Annotated in this window: 11 protein-coding genes; 10 read left to right on the forward strand and 1 reads right to left on the reverse strand. The window is 31.8% G+C overall.

From position 1 onward, the window contains the following. Positions 1-133 precede the first annotated feature (133 nt). From LDL57_RS06030 to LDL57_RS06075, 10 genes are all read left to right on the forward strand, one after another. Positions 134-481 carry a calcium-binding protein gene (locus LDL57_RS06030; RefSeq protein ID WP_180560235.1) on the forward strand — a complete coding sequence of 116 codons (348 nt, stop codon included), beginning with the start codon at positions 134-136 and terminating at the stop codon, positions 479-481. Between the two features lie 341 nt (positions 482-822). Next, positions 823-1,761, forward strand: a complete 939-nt coding sequence (locus LDL57_RS06035; RefSeq protein WP_180560236.1) for a hypothetical protein — start codon at positions 823-825, stop codon at positions 1,759-1,761. Between the two features lie 177 nt (positions 1,762-1,938). Next, on the forward strand, positions 1,939-7,461 hold the full coding sequence (locus LDL57_RS06040) for a C80 family cysteine peptidase (protein ID WP_225507265.1): 5,523 nt from the start codon (positions 1,939-1,941) through the stop codon (positions 7,459-7,461). A gap of 161 nt (positions 7,462-7,622) precedes the next feature. Further along, entirely contained in the window at positions 7,623-8,675 is a 1,053-nt protein-coding gene (locus LDL57_RS06045) for a hypothetical protein (protein ID WP_225507266.1), read from the forward strand. A 267-nt stretch (positions 8,676-8,942) separates the two neighbouring features. After that, entirely contained in the window at positions 8,943-9,806 is an 864-nt protein-coding gene (locus LDL57_RS06050; protein ID WP_225507268.1) for a hypothetical protein, read from the forward strand. Between the two features lie 53 nt (positions 9,807-9,859). Beyond that, positions 9,860-10,327 (forward strand): hypothetical protein, encoded by a 468-nt coding sequence (locus LDL57_RS06055; protein WP_225507270.1) that lies wholly within the window; start codon positions 9,860-9,862, stop codon positions 10,325-10,327. A gap of 69 nt (positions 10,328-10,396) precedes the next feature. Next, positions 10,397-12,427 carry a C80 family cysteine peptidase gene (locus LDL57_RS06060; RefSeq protein WP_180560241.1) on the forward strand — a complete coding sequence of 677 codons (2,031 nt, stop codon included), beginning with the start codon at positions 10,397-10,399 and terminating at the stop codon, positions 12,425-12,427. Between the two features lie 44 nt (positions 12,428-12,471). Further along, positions 12,472-12,813 carry a hypothetical protein gene (locus LDL57_RS06065; protein ID WP_180560242.1) on the forward strand — a complete coding sequence of 114 codons (342 nt, stop codon included), beginning with the start codon at positions 12,472-12,474 and terminating at the stop codon, positions 12,811-12,813. Positions 12,814-12,849: 36 nt separating this feature from the next. Further along, complete coding sequence (locus LDL57_RS06070) at positions 12,850-17,007, forward strand: calcium-binding protein (protein ID WP_225507272.1); 4,158 nt, start codon at positions 12,850-12,852, stop codon at positions 17,005-17,007. Positions 17,008-17,265: 258 nt separating this feature from the next. Continuing rightward, a complete protein-coding gene (locus LDL57_RS06075; protein ID WP_180560244.1) occupies positions 17,266-18,570 on the forward strand; it encodes an NAD(P)/FAD-dependent oxidoreductase in 1,305 nt (434 codons plus the stop codon). Positions 18,571-18,654: 84 nt separating this feature from the next. Here the strand turns inward: LDL57_RS06075 and mfd are convergent, their stop codons facing one another. Continuing rightward, complete coding sequence (gene mfd, locus LDL57_RS06080; protein WP_225507274.1) at positions 18,655-22,095, reverse strand: transcription-repair coupling factor; 3,441 nt, start codon at positions 22,093-22,095, stop codon at positions 18,655-18,657. Positions 22,096-22,176: the final 81 nt, after the last annotated feature.

Below are 22,176 nucleotides of genomic sequence, written 5' to 3' on the forward strand. Positions count from 1 at the left end.
CAATAAATATCAAATTACGCCTTGTACTATAGTACAGGCACCGTCAGAATTCGATGACAATATTTTTTATCCTAAAGGTTATTCTCAAATTGAAAAAGTTAACTTATCATCAGGTAATGATATATTAACCGATATGAGTGAAACGGGAAAAATTATTATAGTAGGTGACGGTAATGATATTATTACCGCTAAAAACGGTGATAATATGGTTGTTGATGGCAATGGTAATGATATTATTTCATTTGGTGATGGTAATGATATTATTATATCAACTCAAGGTAATAATATTATTGATGCTGGTAAAGGAAATAATGTTTTAGCGATAAATCATGGTACAGGTGATATAAATGTATTGCTCAATGAAGGAAATAATAAAATTTTTATCCAAGGCTTAGGTGGTAGTGCTGTATTTGACTATCCAGATAATGATTTAGTTATATCATCACGTAATAATAATAATAAAATAACAATTTATGATTAAGAAAAATATAAAAACCAGCTTGAAATTAACACTTCATTAAATAGTGATATTTTACTTGATGAAAAAGATATTGCTTTATTAATCGATGTGGCATCTTCTTTTCAGCAAAAAAATAATGAATTTCAACTCATTTCTTTGACTGCGCATGAAAGAGATTTTGTTAATAAAGTGTTTCAATATAATAAAGTTAATTAAAATAATAACTCAATATTTAAAGTAAATATGGTCAATAAAGAAGAGTATTATTGAATAAATTTTAAGAGAATTTTTTATCAAGATTATATTATATTGCAATGGATTTCATTCATGAAATTTGAATCTTAAGTTACAAGGAATTTATTATGCCCAAAAAAAAGTATCAATTTAAACCAGGCTTTTCACAACAAAAATATATATTCGAAGCTTCTAAAGAACGCTTTGAACATATAGCTAATAAATTTATTTCATATAATGATCCGAGTATTGCAAAGGAAATAACGGGTATATGTTTAGCATTGAGTTCAGCCTATATAACGCAAGTTCGCGAAGGTGGCCTAGCACGGGGTGAAAAATATATTACCGGTATACAGTCATTAATTAAAACAATTGATTCAGAAACGGTAAGTTATGATCCTCCTTATATAAAAGCTCGGCATAAAGCCAGACAATTGCATGCTAAAGAAAAATTAAATCTTCTATTTATTGATTTAATTGGCAGGCAAAGATTATCTTTTGATTTATATGAAATGGCAAATTACCAGCCAAGTTATCATCTATGGCCACCAATACAAGAAAATGAAAATATGTATAATTATTTTACCAGGGTAGTCGAATTTGAAGGTAAACAAAAACTGCAATTTTTAGAAAGATTTTGGTTTAAAGAATTTATAGTAGAAGTACAACGTAGAATTAATATACAAGATAAGGACCTTAATAATTTCAAACTAACTGTACATAAAATCTATTTAAAATTAAAGAAAAAATATCTTACGGGATATATTAATTATTATAATGATAGAGGTTTAGAAATAACCAGAAATGATGGAAATGGTATATTAAATGACATAAAGTTTGAAGAATTTATTGAAATCTATATTGATAAAGATGATATTAGTAATAATTGTTATTTAGAACTCTCTTCTGAAGACCATATGATGGCAATTGTTATTGAGAAAAACAACCAAACCGGGCTATTAAAATATGCATTTTTTGATCCTAATTATGGCATTATTTACTTTAATGAACGAGAAGAATTTAAGCAATTTTTAACATATATAGTAAAAGAAAGAACGGATATTTAAAATTTTTTAACCTACGATAAAAATTTTTATATTAGTTCTATTATAGAATTAGAAAATAGTGATGTAATAAATAAAAGCAATATTTTTCCAATAATTGATCGTGATTCCGTAAATATAACAACGACGAAAATACTTTGTGAAGAGCAAAGTATTTTCTATCTTACAAGCAAGATAAAATTGCTTTTTAAGCGATTTGATGCAGAAATTGGAGTAACAGAAGTTATTCTTATTGATGAAAGTGAAAATTATAAATCAATAAATTTAAATATTAATTCTGTAAGTTCAGATCATATTTTAGAAATTATAACAGAGCAATATAGTAATATTTTGAAATTAAAATATAACGATATTAATTTAACTATAAATGACAATAAATGTTTTGTTTCTAGAATTAATTTTGGCAGAGATATAGAACTTATTACAGAATTGGTGCTTGAAAATATACCTGTAGACACATTGGAAATGCACAATAATGAATCTTTAGGTTCGGATGTTGCTATTGCTTTTGATGCATGGTGGGATCCAAAGATAAATCCGGAAAAAATTCCGTTACATACTGGCGCAGCGAAAAAAAGGTTAGCAGAAACAAATTATCGTCATAACTTGATCATTCAATTTGAAGGTGATGAAATCGTTAGTAAATCAGTTGCCAATTTAATTGGCAAGCATCCAGATATGACAACAGTGATCCAGTATGATCTTGAGCATGATCGTTATAGAGTGGGTTATGGTGATATTAATAAAGTGCCAGGTGAACGAACTCGATGGTTTCTTATTGGTCATGGCAGAACTGATCGCAGAACTAAAAAAAGAACCTTTGCCAGAAAAACAGCGCAATATATTGTCGCTAAATTAAAAGATTTAAAACATACTGAATTTAATAATAGTGATCCTGAAAAAATAGTTTTGCTGGGTTGCAAATTAGGGCAAGCCAGGATAGAAGATAATTTTGCCTTAGATATTAGCCAACATTTTTGGTACGAAGGATTTAGCTCAATAATAACTGCTTATACTAAAGATTTACATATTTGTCATAATGGCAGAAGAATAGTTTATTTAAATGAATATGAAAGTAGCCGTAAAGATGCCAGATATTATAAAACTATTTTTAATAAAGAAATGTCTCCAATGGGCATACAAATTAATCATGAAATATTAATTAATTATATTTTAAGAGAAATTAATTTGGGTAATATTTCATTGGATAGTGATATTATTAAAAATAGTGATTATGTAAAGCAATATTTTTACCTGCCAAATGGTAAATTAGATATTGATTTATTAAAATTAGTTGCTTTAGATAGTCGAGCATATCATATATTTGTTGATTATATGCATGAAACAAAAGCTATTTACGGTGGTTTTAACGTTAATGGTTTAATCGAAAAATTATATAACCAAAAAATTTTTGATACGCCTTTATGGAAAACCGTCAATCATGAAGCTATACGGCAAAACTTATATAAAGTCGATAAAAATGGTGTTAAAAAAATTATTTTTCGCTTTTCAGATCAGGAAAAATATCGTCAACAAGCTGAATTAATAGCGAGTGAAAATCCGGTTGATAACTTTATTTTTCAGGTCGATAAGCATTCAAAGAGAATTATTTTAGAGTATGGCCAGTTGGATAAGCTTAAAAATATCGCTGTTGATAAATGGATTTTATTAGGGAACATTGAACAGCATGATGCGAATTTCTTATTTGAAGGCATGACAGTAAAAAATGTAGTTGATGTCATGGATAATATCCATAAACAGCATTTATTAACTATACCAACAGAAATTAGCTTTTTTAATAAAAACGCCTTAGGTAAATTATCAAATCCGTATGATGTTTCAGCCATTGCCAGTCAACTAGCGATACAATTAGGGCAAGAAAATATAAATACCAATGTTACAACTTACCAAGTAAACTTAGATCCCTTTCCTATATCATCATCAGATGGTGTCTCTGAATATTTTCATTTAGTTAATGATAATAAATTGACTAAGTTTAGATATAATCAAACTAGTGAACAACTATTTTATAATGACCTTAATATTACACATGCTTTGTTAATGGATACAGCTAAGGAAAATATTGATATTGATAGTGATTTTGAAAATTATCTAGGTTATTTAAATAAATACCTATTAAATCCAGATGGTAATTTAATAACTAATAGAGTAAAAACAATTATCTATGATCCCATTATTAGTCGTAAAGTTAATAATTATTTTTTACACAACATGGATCAGCAGCCTAATGCGTCGGACCAATGGCAAAAAATTTTTTCAATTAATGATAATGAAGCATTAAATGTGAAGGTAAATAATATTAATACCTTACTAGAAAGTCTCTATTATCGTCCAGAGACCATTAATCATCTCAGCGATTATTCAAATAGTTTACTGACCGAATTATATTCTCGTACTGATGGCTCGCTAGATATCGGTGGTTTAATGCTGTTAGTTAATGATCATCAACATTTAAATCAGCTTCAAATGTCATTAACTGAGCTTACCGCTATTGATGAAAGAAGCGGACTTAATCAATTACCATTAAAACAGTCATTAATAAGAATTCAACAATGGCATCAATATTATTTTAATAATATTCTGTCATTAATTAAAATAAGCAAGGAGAATCCTAATGTTACCATAAAACCCTTGTTACATGCTTTTTATTTTGACAAAAATATTAATTTAGGCAAGTATATAGGACTATTTTATGCATTGACCTCTAATAATGCCCATGATCTAAATCTAGTATGGCAATATCATCGTGATTTAATAGAAATTTCTAGTAAAAGAAAATTATCAATTAGTGAACAGCAATTTATAAATAATTTTAATGAACTTGTTGATTTGACTACTTATATTGCTGATAATAAGGGCATATTAGAAGATCAACAACAATTAACTTTTTCTGCCAGCTTAGCAAGTGAAGCGATAGGAAAATATCAATTAAGTTTTGATCATGTGGTGTTTACCATTATTATTGCAGATAATGGTGATGGCTATTATCAGTGTAAAATATTTGATCCTCGCATGGGTGAAATAAAAATAAATCAGCTTAATAAAACTAATATAGATAGCGAAGTTATTTCTTATATTCGAAATTATCTTAATGATGATATTATAATTGATAATAATAATTATAAACGTTATGAGTTTATGGGACTAACAAAAGAGGCTGTTTTAAATGACCAATTTAAACTACAAAAAATTACTGACAGTTTACTAATTAAAACGAAAGGAAACAACTTAATTGATAAAGTCGCTATTGATGAAAGTATATTGACAACTAAAACTGATATAACGATAGCTGATAGTAACATTTCATTACAGACATTACAGCAAGCCGGTGCTCATATAGAAAATAGACCTATTTCATCATTTGCGATTAGAAATATTGCTAATTGGCAAACAAAAATAAAATTTGATGCAGAAAAACTTAATGATTACTTAATTTTATTTCAGGGAACAAAGGAACATATTGATATTATAAAATTTATTAAACAAAAAATAAAATTATTACCTAATCAGCAAGATATATTATTAACAAATAGTGATTTAAATGATTATTCTATTGCCATAGATCATCTAAACAATATTAATCATTATGATGAACCGCAGTTAATGAATAGAAAATTATGGCAAAATTTGAAAGTTAATATGGCCGGATTACCGCGCTATTCTCACATACTAAATAAGGTTTCTAACCTTACTCAATTAATGAGTTTTATCCAATTGGTTTCATCAACTCAGACGACATTAAGTTATTTAAATAATTCAGATCTTTCTGCTAATGAACGCCAGCATATTGAAAAAAACCTTATTATTGCTTGGGGTGCTGGTATCGTAAATTGGGGGGCTGAAATTTTACAACCGCGATTATTAAAATCTGTCTCTCAGATGATAGGAATGAAGTACAGTGCTAATCTGTTTGCCGCCAAATTATCAATGGGGATGAATATTGCCACTAGTGGCTTTGATTTTTATTATGCCTATGAAAATTTTAGTCAATTAAGCTATGAAACTGATCCGGCGATACGGCAAGACTTGATCGTTAACGGTACAATATCGCTACTAAGTGCGGGCGTAAGTATTAGCAGTGCATTGGCTATGCTGGCCGGTGCTTCATCAGCGGGCCCAATAGGGGTTGCTATTGGAGCAGGTTTAATGGTTGGTGGTATGTTTTATAACGCATATCGGACTGTTGAAAGAATCAAAGCTAATATTCAATTGACTGCTATGGAAGAGTTTCAAACCGGATTGAATGCTGCATTAGGATTGCAAGCGGGTTATTCGGTGCGTAATAAACTATTAAAACAACAAACAGCCAGTGCGCTTAAGGCTGATAAAATAGAAAATGAAAAAGATTTATTTATTAATGTCCTAAAACCTGCTGGCTTTAACCTTAGTATTTCTGTTTCAGAAGAAGAAAAAATTGTTGAATTACCTTGCTACCATTTATTTGATAAACAAACAAATCTTTACTTATTAAAAAATAAACAATCATCCATTCAATATGATCTTGAATATTTAAAAAAAGACTTAAGTTTTCTCTCCTTGTCTGTCAATTTATGGAAACAACAACAGCTTGAACAAGTTATTGAAGCGAGCAAACGAAAATTCACAGCAGAAGAAGTCAGAAAAATTATTGCTCAATATCCAGAGCGCTATTTAGTAGAACCAGCTAAACTTAAAACTTATATACCGATTAATGCTGAGGGTGATAATGAAGTTCTTATGCTAAGTAGAGAGCATGATAATTTAATTAAGTTGTTAAAAAATAAGCCTTACTTAGATAATTATTTATTTTCAAATGTCAATGCTATTTATTCATTATCTGGCACAGATCAACCCGAATTTATTTATGAAAATTTACAAGATTATTTAATGAAAGGTGGTTTAAAAAGAAAAATTACAGGTATTAATTTTAACTTTGGCTATGGTGACGATATTATCGTTGGTTTAGCTGAAGTAAAAAATCGTTTTCTATCATATGGTGGTCATAAAATATTTATTGGTGGAAAACAAGATGATACTTTTATTTTATTGGGCGAAAAAATAGGCGAGAATGAATATAAATATTTTAATGCCGATAACGGTAATGATACTTTAATTATTGCACAATTACCGCGTTACCATAGTAAGATATCGTTAGAAAAGGATGACAAATATGCTGGCAATGATGTGATGCTTTCTTTGACAGGAACATTTATTAATCTTGAGGAAGGTTCATTAAGATTTCTTAACGAACCTTATTTTACTAATTTTAACAATATTGAATTGTTAATTGATAATCATAATAAGACGGATGTTCATGCAGATTTAGTTAGTTTTGAAAATGTTATTGGAATAAAAAACAAGCAAGATGTTATTTTAGCTAACGATAAAGATAATATATTAAATGGTAATGGTGGTATTGATATTATTTATGGCAAGGGTGGCAAAGATACTATTATATTAAATAATGGTTATGCAAACGGTGGTGAAGAACAGGATACTTATATTATTGAGCGTTATAGTTGGAATGAATATATAGCCAGCATGGCTTGGCAAGGAATAAATTATATTTGGGATGCAGATAATGAAAAATGGATAAACGTTATAAAAAATAATAATAACATAACAGTTATTATTGATGAAAATGAATTTAAAGCTAAAAGTATTGTTAACCTTGATTATCAATTAGATGAATTATTAGTTTAGTTATAAATGGCAAAGATATTAATATTAATTTTTCGGCCACAGATAATCAGAAAAATTTAAATGCTCAACATCAAATAGATAAAAATAATATTAGTCTAATATTAAAAAATGCTTATAGATATTACGATAGTGATAGTTTAATCGCTAATCACGAATATGTTTTGCAAACAGCCGATGGTTTTTTACTATCGATGAATTTAACTGATAAAATAAAAATAAATACACCGTCAGATAAAATATTTGATACTATTCATATTAGTGAATTAGATAAAAATAAAAACGCTATGGTTAATAGTGATATAGAAATTAATTTGAAACTCAATAGTATAAAAAATTATCGGAAAAACTATATTTTACTAAACATGATTAAACCCTTATTGACTACACATAATGCACAAAATACCATATTTCATGGCGATGATGATAATAATCAATTTTTATCAATTAAAAACCATTCTTATATTAATCTTTCCCATGGTACAGATAGTTATATTATAGATGATATTAAAGTTAAAGATACTAAAAATAGTCAAGATATCATTTTTGATTTTAAGGAATTAGTAACAGGTTATACTGGGCAAGATATTATTGTTATAGTGCTAAAAAATTACAGTGGTCATGATTTTTTCTTTTATGAAGATAAATTATTATATAGTAAAGATCATGATGTCGCTGAGATTAGGTTTATTAATAATACAGATGATTTTAATGGTAAAATTTATCTCTTTGATCAAAATAACGAAAGCTTTACTATAGAATATAAAAATAACTTATATAGTATTAAGCCTACATTTGAGATAACAACTGCTACTGAGGATAATGATAATATAGTTTATAGTAAGCGTAATATTACCCAAAGAAAAATTGATGGGTTAAGCGGTGATGATATTATCACTGATATGACTGAGTTGGGTAATATTCTTATTGGTGGTAGTGGTAATGATATTATAACTGCTAAAGGTGGTAATAATGTTATCGTCGATGGAAGTGGCAATGATATTATCACATTAGGAGATGGTAATGATATTATTATAGCAATGCAAGATGATAATATTATTTCAACGGGTAAAGGTAATAATATAATAGTAATAAATTATAATAATAATGATACCAAAGTTTTTTTAAATGAAGGGAAAAATAAAATTTTTATCCAAGGAATAGAAAATATTTATCGGAATGAGTATATTGATAATAATTTAATTATTTCATCTTAAGATAATCAGCATAAAATAACAATTTATGATTATAATAAGTATGAAAATAATCTGGAAATTGATACCTCATTAAATAATGGTATACTGTTAAATAATCAAAATGTAGATTTGTTAATAAGTACCGCCGCAGCTTTTAAACAAGATAACGGTGGTGCAGTACTTACTGATTTAGCAGATAGTGAAAGAAATTTTCTTAACCAAATATATCAATATAGTGAAATGAGTAATTTATAAAAGTAATAGTTTATTTATCATAAGGATATATTCATGCCTGTTAATTATAATCCGGATATTAATTTTGCTCATAATACCTATCTCTATTTAATGGCAAAAGATAGACTTGCTTATATTGCTGAAAAATTTGTTTTACATGGTGATAAAAATATAATGAAAGATATTAATGGAAGTTTTGGTATTGGATTATCAATCTATTATATGGCTCATGTTCGACAAGGTGGTAATAAACAAGGAGGAAAATTTTTACTTGATTTAAATGATGTTATTAATATTATTGAAATGCCAATTTCAGACAATGCTCCATTATTAATGAAGGCAAAATTGATGGCGGAAAAAATTCATGCTAAAGAAAAATTAGATAGTATGCTTGCTACAGTAATTGATATTCAAAAACGCTATCTTAGTAGTATTGATATTAATAATTATGTATCAGATCCCTATATATGGCTTGATATGTTGCCGGCCGAGACGGCTCATCATTATATTGATAGAGTAAAAAATCGCGCTTTGGAATTGAATAATAGTTTAAAAAATGCCACCTGGTTTGCGGAGTTTTTTATTAGTTTAAAAGCCAGATATTTTAATAGCGATACCAGTTCGATTGATAATATTAAAGATAATTATAATGAACTATTAAGCAAAAAAAAATATGATTATTATATTGATAGTATTAGATTTACTTTAGATAATGGTGTACAAGCGATAAAATTTAGTGAAAGAGATGATCGTCATTATTATTTTTTTGATATTGATTATTTTTTTAAAAAATACCTTGATAATCCAGCAAAATATAATGCTCAGTATTTTGAGGTTTTTGCTGGTGATCATATTATGATACTATCAATAGAAAATGAACAGGATAAAATTAATTACTTTTTTTTGATAGTAATATAGGTGTATTTAATTTTGTTAATAAAGAAAAATTTAAATCGTTTTTTATTTCTTTTTTGCAAGAACATGAAAAATCTTATTACATAGTTAAAAATGAAAGTAATAATTATCAATTAAAAATAGCCGCCTATAAAGATAATAATGATATTAAATATCAATTAATTAACTTAAGTATTGAAAATGAAGTGATAGAGACAACAGCAGCAAAAATTATTTTTGAACAACAAGAAAAATTTGCCACTCGATATATTATTAGAGAACATGAGCTTTATCCGGTTGACTTTGAATTTGTAGATATTGATTTCGTTAATAAATTTTCTATTATTAAATTAACAGGCACTGTTGATAATAAAATAGTGATAAAAAAAGTAGTTATTCAGGAGTTATCCATTGATGAAATATTAAATATTCTCAGTAATGAAGTGAGCGACTTATTTTATTTGCAAAGAGAAATAACATTAATAAAATATGATCGCGATAATATCATCTATTATGAGTTTAATGATACGATTAATATTAATTAGCAACTTTCTGAAATTGAAAATGATAAAAAATTACCTTATTTGATCAAGAAAAATGATAATTTTTTATTTATGCATGATTATGTTGTTGGTAATGAGGATAATGAAAGTGTGTTTACAATGGACACTGTTTTAGATGATAAACATACCGTCATTATTCAGATTCAGGATGATAGCGTAATCAGTAATGGTGTTGAAAGATTAAAAAATAAGCATCCAGAAAATACTACTGTGATCTTTTATGATATTCGCAGTCATAAACACCAGGTTATTCATAATTCAACTGCTTTAGCAAAAGAAGGTAATGTCCGTTGGCTAATTACTGCTCATGGTTCATATTACAATGAACTATCACCGGAGTCTTTTGCTATTAGTTTACAAAATTTGAAATCTAAAATATTTGATAATCATGATCCGCAGAAAATTATTTTTTTAGGTTGTAAACAAGCTAATAATAACATAGTAAATGATAATGGCTTTAAATTTAGCCGTGCATTGTGGTCGAAGGGATTTAGTTCAACAATGGCAGCTTATACAGAAAATATTTATATTTCTGATTCGGGTCATAGGATGGCAAGAGTAAATTTTTTGGACCAACAAATGCGAGATATGCCTGCACATATATATAAAAATGTATATCAGTATCATCAAGAATCGGGGATGCTATTTGTTAATGAACAGGATTATATTTTTGCCCTATTAGATAGTATTAATCATAATCATGTATTGGATGATACCCTTTTATTAGAAAATCATGATTATTTAAAAAAATATTTTGTAAATAAGAATGGTCAATTGGATATTGACTTAATCAGATTGGTCAGTTACGAAAATGAAGCTTATCAAATTTTTAAGTCGTATTATCATGAGATAATTAATAATAATCTTAAGTTTGATAGTCAAACTTTAATATCTAGACTAAGGGAAAACGCTATAATTGAAATTCCTATTTGGCGAAAAGTCAACTTAGATTTTATATTAGCAGATAATAGTCATATACCCATTACAGCCAAAAAAAATATTATTTTAAGATTCGCTGGCGATAATAATGCTCGTCAGCAAGCTGAATTAATCGCCGCACAAGATCAGCAGAATACCTTAGTTGCTCAGATTGATACAAAACGAAAAAAATATTTTATTGAATACGGCAATTTGACTGATTTTCAAAGCCGAACTGAGCAGCATTGGTTGTTATTAGGTCAGGTTTCCCCATCAGGTAAACAATTTAGTGGTTTAGACTCACAACAATTATCACAATCTTTAATAACTCTGAAAGAGGAATTATCATTTAATAATCCGCAAGAAATATCTATTATTAGCACCACGCAGCTAGGACAACATAGTAATCCGTTTCGTGCTGATTGGATTGTATCAGGCTTAGCAAAACAGCTTTCTGCTGCTGATATTGATACTATTTTAACATTTTATACCCATAAAAAGAGTTTTTTGGTCAAACAAAATTTATTAGATTATCACGATAGTTTTTATTGCCGTTATGATCGAACCACAAAGCAGATTTTATTAAATGAAATTCCAATTACCCAAGCTTTATTGATGAGTATCGCATTAAAGGAAATTTCTATTTGGCAGGCAATAACAGAAAGCTCGTTTTACTTACAAAATTATTTCACCGATAAGCGAGGTAATATCGATGAAAATAGACTTAAACAAGCATTGTATGATCCGGTTATTAATAAAAAAATAAATCTTTTTTTTCAACAAAATTATCATATTTCTGTTAATGCCATGGACTATTGGCAAAAAATATTTATTAAAAATATTCAGCTACCAATATGGCAACAGGCGGATGAATTATCATTATTATTGGATGCAATATATGATGATCATAGCGTGTTGCATCACTTAAGTGACCGATCACGCTGGATATTAAGGCAATATTTTTCTTTAGGCCCTAATGAGATAGATCAGGGCAAACTATTCCGTTTAATTGCAAACTATCCTGAATATTTACAGCTACAGACTGCATTAAGTGATTTGATCGGCCTCTCCTCTGACAATGGCCTGGAAGGCTTATCGCTACAACTGGCATTAGAAAAAAGCAGTTATTGGCATAAACGCATACTTATCAATTTTCTCAATTGAGGCAACAAGTTAGCCACAGCGCAGATATTGAAGGGGGAATAAGATTGTTTCCCCATGCTTTTTTGTTACATGACCATAATATTTCCGCTGCTAGTATTGCAGCGACTTTAGGTATCATATATGCATATTCTATTGATTATAATGAAAATGTTCATCAATTATTGGTCTATCATCGTAAATTATATGAACAACGATTAAAGTATTCATTTGCTAGCGAAGAATTGTATTTTTTGCAACAATTTGAACATACGTTCAATAATATCAAGTATAACGAGATGATCGGTAACACCTCACAATTCATTACCAGACAATCACTCGAACAATGGTTATCAACGGCAGTAGCAGGCAGATATCAACTAAAAGCGGGCAATTTAGTCTTTACTTAGTCTATTACTCAACAGGCAGATAATTATCAATATGCTTTGTTTGATGCTAAGAGTGGCGAGATCAAACTAAGTGGGCAGGATAAACAGAATATTTCGACAGAACTATGTAAAGGATTGACTGCTTACTTAACCGTGGATCTGCCTAAGAATTTTATTATCAATAATAAGACGACTAGAGCTGCGGAAATGGGAATAGCAAAAAACGCTGTAGATCAATTTGAATTTGATATTTATCGACTCAATCTTGATCCAGTTATGAAGAATGAAATAAGTTCATTGCTATCACTATTACCCGGTAAATCTGAATCAACTGCTCTGCCATTAACTGTAAAAGTAGGCGCAATTGATATTCAATTGGCAACTTTACAGCAAGCAGGTGCGCAGATTGATAACAAACTCGTTACCTCCCAGTCAGTTAATTTATTGTCTAATCATCCAGATAAATTGACTTTTGATGTTCAGCAGCTTAATGATTATTTGACCTTGGCGAATGGTACACGAGAGAATGCAGCACTGGTTAGCCTAATTAAACAACAACTGCAGCGCTTAAATGCACAACATAGATTACTATCTAATCAACAAGATTTGGCTTCATCTGCTCTATTATTAGAAAGACTATCCGATATTAACCACGCGACTAATCTAGATAGGAGTTTTTGGTCTCGTTTTCGGCAAAATAGTATCAAATTACCTCGTTATGCCCGCATGATGAATAAAATCGGTTATGGTACCCAGGCTATTGGCCTATTCCAATTGGCTAATTCTACCCAGATGATGTTAGCAGAGCGACAGTTAGCACAATTAAGTGATGAGCAGCGAAGTACAATTGATAAAAATATTATCATTGCCTGGAGTGCTGCTGGAGCCAATTTTAGTACTGATATTTTACAACCATTACTATTAAAAATGGCTTATAAAGCCACTGGTAGCTATAGTGTAGCCGGAACTTTTACTGGACGAGCGGCCATGCTTTTAAATATAGTTGCGACAGGTTTTGATGTTTATTATGCCTATGAAAGTTTTAGTCAACTGGCGACAGAACAAGATGCTGATGTTCGCCAGGATCTGATAGTCAATGGTACATTTTCATTGCTGGGTGCAGGTATTGGCGTTGGCACGGCGTTTGCTATTTTAGTTGGTTCATCAGTGGCCGGCCCTGTTAGTATTGCTATTGGTGCCGCATTAATGCTAGGCGGAATGACGTATAATGCGGTGCGAACAGTCGAGAAAATTAAACAAAAGATTAAATTAACTTCTGAGGAAGAATTTGAAACCGGTTTACAGGCGGCTTTGGGATTGAATTTATCATATGTAATAAAAAACAGATTACAGCAACATCAGATAGCAGATACTTTTCAACGAGCGTTATTGGAAAAACAGCGCAATCAATTTGAAGATATACTTAAACCAGCAGGCTATAATTTACATTTTTATATCGAAGAAGCACAGCAGGTTGAAGAACTGCCTTATTTTCATTTGATAGATAAACAGACAAATGAATATATTGTTGACCAGGATATTGAAGAGTTAATAATAGCAAAAAATACCAATTTATTTTCAAATTCAGTGACAACTTTATGGACAACTGACAATATTGATTTTGCGATAGAACAGAATAAAAGACGTTTTTCTGAAGCAGAAGTGAAACTAATTCTACGACAATTTCCCCATCGTTATGAGGTTGATCGAGTAAAAATAAAAGAATATATTCCCACTTCTTATGTAGCTACTGAGGAAATTATTTTATTGGCACAGGATCATGATAATATATTGTCAAATTTTGGCGATATTGCTGTTGAACAAAATAAAATATTTACTTCTAATAGTGAAAAATCAAAAGTACTCTATTTCACCGCATTAAATAATCCCTATGATCATAATTATGATCTTATTGAAAACTATCTGACAGAAACTTACCAGAAAGAGAAGATTTCCGCAGTAAGTTTTAATACAGCCAATGGTAATGATGTTATTATTGGATTAGATACACTAGTCAATCGATTTGAAATTTATAATGGTAAAAAAATATTTATTGCGGGTAACAAAGATGATATTTTTATTTTCAATAATAGGCAATTTGCAATTAATGAAATAAAACATCTTTATGCTAAAGAAGGTAATGATAGCATTATTATCAATACCTTACCTATTCAACAAGATTTAGGCCTTATAGAGCCGGATTTTTCTATTTATAATAAACATAATGATACTAGTTTTTTTGGTAGTTATATTGATTTAGCAAATAGTACTGTAAAATATTTAAAACGACCTTTTCACCAATTTGAGTATTCCTGGAATGTAATGAAAAATTTTATTAATAGTAGCAGTAATACTTCCCAGCTTGTTGCGTCTATTAATAATTTTGAAAATGCCCGTGGGCCTGATAAGGCACATAATATTATTATCGGTAATGAAAAAAATAATATTTTATCTGCTGGTAATGGGCATGCAATATTACATGGTGGCGAAGGTAATGATGCGCTTTTGTTAACTAAGCGCTATGCTAATGGCGGCAGTGGCGTTGATCGGTATGTTATTCAACGTTATAACTGGATGGATCATATAAAATTTTTACCTGACCATCGTTTTTATAATCAATGGGATGCAGAACAGCAAATTTTTATTAATCCAAACCAACACAAGCCGCAATTTAAATTTAATCGATTGTTCGATTACCATTCTAACGTGGTTATTGATGAAGAAGGCGACAATGGTGAAACTATTGTTGAACTGGAGTATCAGTTAGATGAAATAAAATTATTTGCATTAAAAGATAGTGATGTCATCCTTAAAATTGAAATAGCGGTGCCATCTGAACTAAATAAAGTTGCTAAAAGTGATATCGAAATTAAATTAAAAAATGCCTATGGTTATCATAAAAATGGTAAGCATTTTTTAACTCATCAATATAATATCCTTACTCAGGATGGCTTTATATTGACACCTTACTTACCTCAGTCAGCCAATTTACTTAACGCTCAACCAATATTATATGAAGCTATGTATGTTAGGCGTTTAGAGCGTCATATTACCGCGGCTCGACCCTATTTTGTTGCCATTGATTTGGCTAAAAATAGCATAGAAACTTATAAAAAGGTTTATCACTTACCAGATAATATTAGGCCTATGCAAACCACATTGGAGGCGCTGGAAACAGTATTTTCCGGCGATCGGCATGATAATTATTTTTATAATATAAAAAGTGATAGCTATTTTCATATAACCAAAGGAGTGGATCATTATTATATTAGTGATATGTCAATATTAAATTTAGCCTCTATTTATATTACTTTTGATTATAGCAAAATAAATGAACATTATACTGACAATGACAGGATAATTATTTATCTTGCTGAATATAGTGGTTATGATTTTTTCTTTGTTAATAACGAATTAGTACATAAAGATAAAAAAAATGATATAGCCAGAATAAAATTTATAAATTGGCAGCAATTAGAATCAATAAATATTCTAATTCAGGACAAAAATCAGCAAAAATTTAATATAACTTTGTCTGAGCAGGGTAACTTTATAACACCATTGGATCCTATTCAGATGGCAACAGAACAAGATGATATTATTGTGTTGCCACTCGATTATCGCATAAATGACAAAATACTTGATGCCGGCGATGGTAATGATATTGTCACTGATGTTAGTGAAAAAGGGCATATTATAAAAGGCGGAAAAGGGAATGATATTATTACGGTTAAGGCGGGGAATAATATTCTGCTTGATGGTGAGGGTGATGATGCACTCTATGGCGGTGATGGCGATGATATTCTTATCTCCACTAGCGGAAATGTTACTTTAGCGGCAGGAAAAGGCAACAATATTATTTTTATCAATCAGCTTAATGGCGACGTTAAAATTATTAATAATGGGGGTAAAGATACCATTATTTTACAGGATAAAAAGATAGCGGATTATCAGATTGTGGATCACGATGGTAATCGCTCATATCTATCTACTGATGGTTTATCTAGCCTAGTGATCGAAGGTTATGACCAACAACATGCTGTTATTAATGCGGCGATTGGTCAGGGAGAAACGCTCAATAATAGACAACTTGATAGTTTAATTGATTTTATAGCTGCGTTTGATCCTAATGGAGAGAATGGCAGCATCAATTTAACTACTTATCTACCTACCTTTGATATTAATCTAGATTTTAGTGTTGCGACATTGATGTAAATACAATTATTAATAAATAAAAATTGAATATTAGGCTTTAGTGATTATTAACAATGACAGTTTTTTGTTTCATTTAATTATTAATAAGTAACGATGTAAAAATAACCAGCTAAATTGATTTTAATCAATTTAGGTATGAGCAAATAATCAACTATGTTATTCTTAGGCAAAATAAACTTTTTTTGAAAAATTATGCCATTTAAAGCTAATTATCAAATATATTTAAATAAGAAAAAATTATTTTAGGATAAGGTAGTTATGATGACGCCAAAAACCAAGATTATCATTGTCGGTGGTGGGGCAGGAGGATTAGAACTTGCAACTAAATTAGGGCATAAATTAGGGCGCAAGCATAAAGCTGAAATTATATTAGTTGATCGTAATCAAAGCCATTTGTGGAAACCGCTACTGCATGAAGTTGCGGCTGGCTCTTTGGATGACGGCGTTGATGCGCTGAGTTATTTGGCGCATGCCCGTAATCACTATTTTCATTTTCAATTAGGTTGTTTGACAGATATTGATCGTGAAAATAAAACCATTAAGCTTGCAGCGATACATGATAAAGAAGGGCAATTATTAGTTCCTGAACGACAGCTAGATTTTGATATTTTAGTTATGGCGTTAGGTAGTGTATCTAATGATTTTGGTACTGCCGGTGTAAAAGAACATTGTATTTTCTTAGATAACCCGAAGCAAGCACATCGTTTCCATGATGAAATGTTAAATTTATTTCTCAGTTACTCTGTGCGGCATAAACCGGATGATAAGATCAATATTGCGATTGTTGGTGGCGGTGCAACTGGAGTGGAATTGTCTGCTGAACTGTATAATGCTATCGAGCAATTAACGAGTTATGGTTTTGAAGGCTTGAATAAGGAAGCTCTTAATGTAACCCTGGTTGAAGCTGGAGAACGCATATTACCGGCTTTGCCTATACGGATCTCTACAGCAGCTCATCATGAATTAACTAAATTGGGTGTGCGTGTTTTAACCCAGACTATGGTAACTAGTGCAGATGCTGATGGTCTCAATACCAAATCGGCAGAAAAGATTAACGCCGATCTTATGGTTTGGGCGGCCGGTATTAAAGCACCTGATTTTATGCAGCAAATTGGTGGTTTAGAAACTAATCGAATTAATCAATTGATTGTTAAACCAACCCTACAAACGACACTTGATAGTACTATTTTTGCCATTGGTGATTGTGCCTCTTGCCCTAAAAAAGAGGGGGGATTTGTGCCTCCACGGGCACAAGCTGCCCATCAAATGGCGACTTTATGTTATAAAAATATTCTGGCATTACTAGAAGGTAAAGAGTTAAAAGAGTATGTCTATAAAGATCATGGCTCCTTAGTCTCATTGTCTCGTTTTAGTACCGTTGGCAGTTTGATGGGAAATTTAGTAGGCGGTGATATGATGGTTGAAGGAAAAATTGCTCGTATAGTCTATATTTCACTTTATCGCATGCATCAGATAGCATTACACGGTTATATTAAAACTGGATTGATGATGTTAGTGGGTAGCATTAATCGTATCATTCGACCGAGATTAAAATTACACTAATTTACGCTGAGTATTATTAATAGCTCTAGATTTGATATTAACCATTGCGTCTTATTTTAATTAAATAAGACGCAATGAATTAATTTATACTTGATGTGATTGAAAATCGGCTATTAATTGACCAACGAAAGAGAGCCTTTCAGTATAATTGCTTAGTGGTTTAACAAATTTCAATTTATTAGGCCCATCTAGCCGATAAATAGCGGGTGAATTTTGTAGTAATTCGATAAGAAAAGTGGCGTTGACTCTATTTTGTTCACTAAATTCAATAAATCCGCCTTTTTCATGTGCTTCTATTCGTTTAATACCTAATGCTTGCGCATGTATCCGGATGGCAGTAGATTGGAGTAACTGCTTGCCTGCATCGGGTAGGCTACCGAAACGATCGATAAGTTCAATTTTTAACTCATCCAACTCATTGTCATGTTTGGCGCTAGCGATCCTTTTATAAAAAGATAATCTGAGATTGACATCGGGTATGTAATCATCCGGCAGTAGTACCGGCATTCTTAACTCAATTTCAGTCTGTTGGCGGGTTAGCTCTTCTAAAGAAGGTTGTTTGCCTTGCTTTAACGCCTCAACGGCATTTTCTAGCAGTTCCATATAAAGTGTAAATCCGATAGTGGTCATCTGTCCGCTTTGTTCTTCACCAAGCAACTCTCCTGCCCCTCGAATTTCTAGATCATGGGTTGCTAATGCAAAGCCAGCACCAAGATCTTCCAGCGCTGCAATCGCTTCAAGCCGTTTTTGCGCATCGATGGTCATCGCTTTCGGCTGGGGTGTTAAGAGATAAGCATAGGCTTGATGATAAGAGCGACCAACTCTGCCACGTAATTGATGTAATTGCGCTAAACCAAAATGATCGGCACGTTCAATAATGATAGTATTAGCGCTAGGAATATCGATTCCTGTTTCAATAATGGTGGTGCAAATTAATACATTGAATCGCTGCCGATGGAAATCGGTCATCACTCGCTCCAAATCTCTCTCACGCATTTGCCCATGGCCAATTACAAAACGCGCTTCAGGTACCAGCGACTCCAAACGCTGTTTGGCTTTCTCAATATATTTTACATCATTAAACAGATAATAAACTTGTCCACCACGCAATATTTCACGCAAAATGGCTTCCCGCACTATTAAGTCGTCATATTGACGAACAAAGGTTTTAACGGATAATCGACGAGAAGGAGGAGTAGCAATAATAGACAGATCACGCATGCCACTCATTGCCATATTAAGGGTTCGAGGAATAGGTGTTGCCGTTAATGTCAGAATATCAACATTAGCTCGCATCGATTTAATTAACTCTTTGTGACGAACCCCGAAACGATGTTCCTCATCGACAATCAATAATCCAAGTGCTTTCCAACGAATATCATTTTGCAGTAATTTATGGGTACCAATCAAGATATCTATTTTTCCTTCAGCCGCTGCATTGATAATCTGTAGCTGCTCTTTGTTACTACGAAAGCGTGACAGCATTTCAATCCGTACTGGCCAGTTAGCAAAACGGTCGCGAAAATTATCGAAATGTTGTTGCGCCAGTAGCGTTGTTGGCACCAATACGGCAACTTGTTGATTATTGGTTATTGCCAGGAATGCAGCTCGCATCGCTACTTCGGTTTTACCAAAGCCAACATCACCACAGACTAAGCGATCCATGGCAATTGGTTGGCACATATCACTTAAAACAGCATTAATAGCTTGTTCTTGATCGACGGTGGTTTCGAAGGTAAAACCTTGACAAAAAAGTTGATATTGCATTTTATCGTGTTTGAAAGCAAAACCTGGCTTGATACTACGCTGAGCGTGAATATCTAACAACTCGGCGGCAACATCACGAATTTTTTCGGCTGCTTTTTGTTTCGCTTTAGTCCAGACATCACCACCTAATTTATGTAGTGGTGCACTTTCATCACTGGCACCACTATAGCGACTAATTAAATTTAGGGATGAAACAGGAACATAAAGTTTATCATTGCCAGCATATGTTAGCACTAAGTACTCGGCTTGAATACCGCCCGCAGCTAAAGTGGTTAAGCCCTGATAACGCCCAACACCATGTTCAAGGTGAACAACGGGTTGTCCTGGTCGCAATTCGGCTAGATTACGGATCAATAGATCGGTATTAATGGCTTTACGTTGTTCGGTATGACGTTGAATAACCCGTTCACCTAAAATATCGCTTTCACAAATAAAGGCAATTTGTTGATCTTGATTAATAAACCCCTGTTCAGCCGCACCCACTGTAATATAAAAACCAGGTTTATGAGCTTCATGCAAGGTTTTAATCCTGGTGGGATCAATTTTTATCCGTGCCAGTAACTCTTGTACTGTTTCACGTCGCCCAGCGCTTTCGGCAGAAAAAACAATCCGCCCAGTAAAATTCTTACTGAATTGATCGAGCTTATTTAGTGGAGCTTTATTCTGCTGACTGATACTTAAATCAGGTAAAGCTAAGTAGGGCAAGTTGGTATAGCCTGCTTTTTGGGCAACCGATTCAACGGATATTTTAATACGCGGCCATGCTTTAAGGCCACGATTAAGTTGTTCGCTATTTAGCCAAAGTGTTTCAGGGGGTAGTAGCGGACGCATGGGATCAACTCGGCGACTCTCATAGCGCTGATAAGTGTCAGTCCAAAATCTATCAGTAGCGGCAGCTAAATCTTGGGTAATTAGCAATGTATTGGCAGGTAAATAGTCAAACAGCGAAGATAACGGCTGATTAAAAAAAAGAGGTTGCCAATATTCAATTCCTGCAGGTAGTATTTTTTTACTGATTTGTTGATAAATATGCTCAGGATCACGGCGTACGTCGAAATGTTCTCGCCATTGGCTACGAAATAATTCAATGGCTTTATCATCAGTCGGGAATTCGTGAGCAGGCAGTAAATTTATCTGCTCAACTTCACTAATCGTAAGTTGGCTATCAACATCAAAAGTTCTTAAGCTATCGATTTCATCATCAAAAAAGTCAATCCGATACGGAAAGTCGCTACCCATTGGAAAGAGATCTAGTAACGCTCCACGTGTAGCATATTCACCATGTTCGAGCACTTGATCAACGTTTCGATAACCGGCTTTATCGAGATTATTACGCAATTTTTCACGTGCAAGTTTATCTTCTTTATGCATAACCAGGGCATTGCTGGTTAGAAAATCAATAGGGCAAACTTTTTGCATTAAGGTATTAACCGGAAGAATTAATAAACCTTTTGTCAGGGTTGGTAGTCGATAAAGGTTGGCTAACCGCGTTGAAATAATTTCTTGATGTGGTGAAAAACTATCATAAGGAAGCGTTTCCCAATCTGAAAGCATTGTGACTAAATTTGGCGAAAATTGTTGTATTTCATCACATAATTTTAAGGCATTATGCGTATCTTGAGTGATCAAAACCACAAGACCCGGATGGCGATCGACAATATCAGCACACTCAACAGCGGCTGCCGCGCCAATTAGACACCCCAAATGGCGAGTATCACCTTGCTGTTTGGGGAGTTGGTAATAATATTTTGCCGACATATGGATTAATTAATTCTCATTGATAGAAATTGTAATACTTGTTTTGTTGACACTAAAACAAACGAAAAATAGTCTAATCTG

Source organism: Arsenophonus apicola (genome assembly GCF_020268605.1).
Lineage (GTDB): Bacteria > Pseudomonadota > Gammaproteobacteria > Enterobacterales > Enterobacteriaceae > Arsenophonus > Arsenophonus apicola.

What these genes read in the sequence shown, in the direction of transcription:
- LDL57_RS06030 (WP_180560235.1), top strand. Translation starts at nt 134, where the DNA reads ATGAGTGAAACGGGAAAAATTATTATAGTAGGTGACGGTAATGATATT.
- LDL57_RS06035 (WP_180560236.1), top strand. Translation starts at nt 823, where the DNA reads ATGCCCAAAAAAAAGTATCAATTTAAACCAGGCTTTTCACAACAAAAA.
- LDL57_RS06050 (WP_225507268.1), top strand. Translation starts at nt 8,943, where the DNA reads ATGCCTGTTAATTATAATCCGGATATTAATTTTGCTCATAATACCTAT.
- LDL57_RS06060 (WP_180560241.1), top strand. Translation starts at nt 10,397, where the DNA reads ATGCATGATTATGTTGTTGGTAATGAGGATAATGAAAGTGTGTTTACA.
- LDL57_RS06075 (WP_180560244.1), top strand. Translation starts at nt 17,266, where the DNA reads ATGATGACGCCAAAAACCAAGATTATCATTGTCGGTGGTGGGGCAGGA.
- mfd (WP_225507274.1), bottom strand. Translation starts at nt 22,095, where the DNA reads ATGTCGGCAAAATATTATTACCAACTCCCCAAACAGCAAGGTGATACT.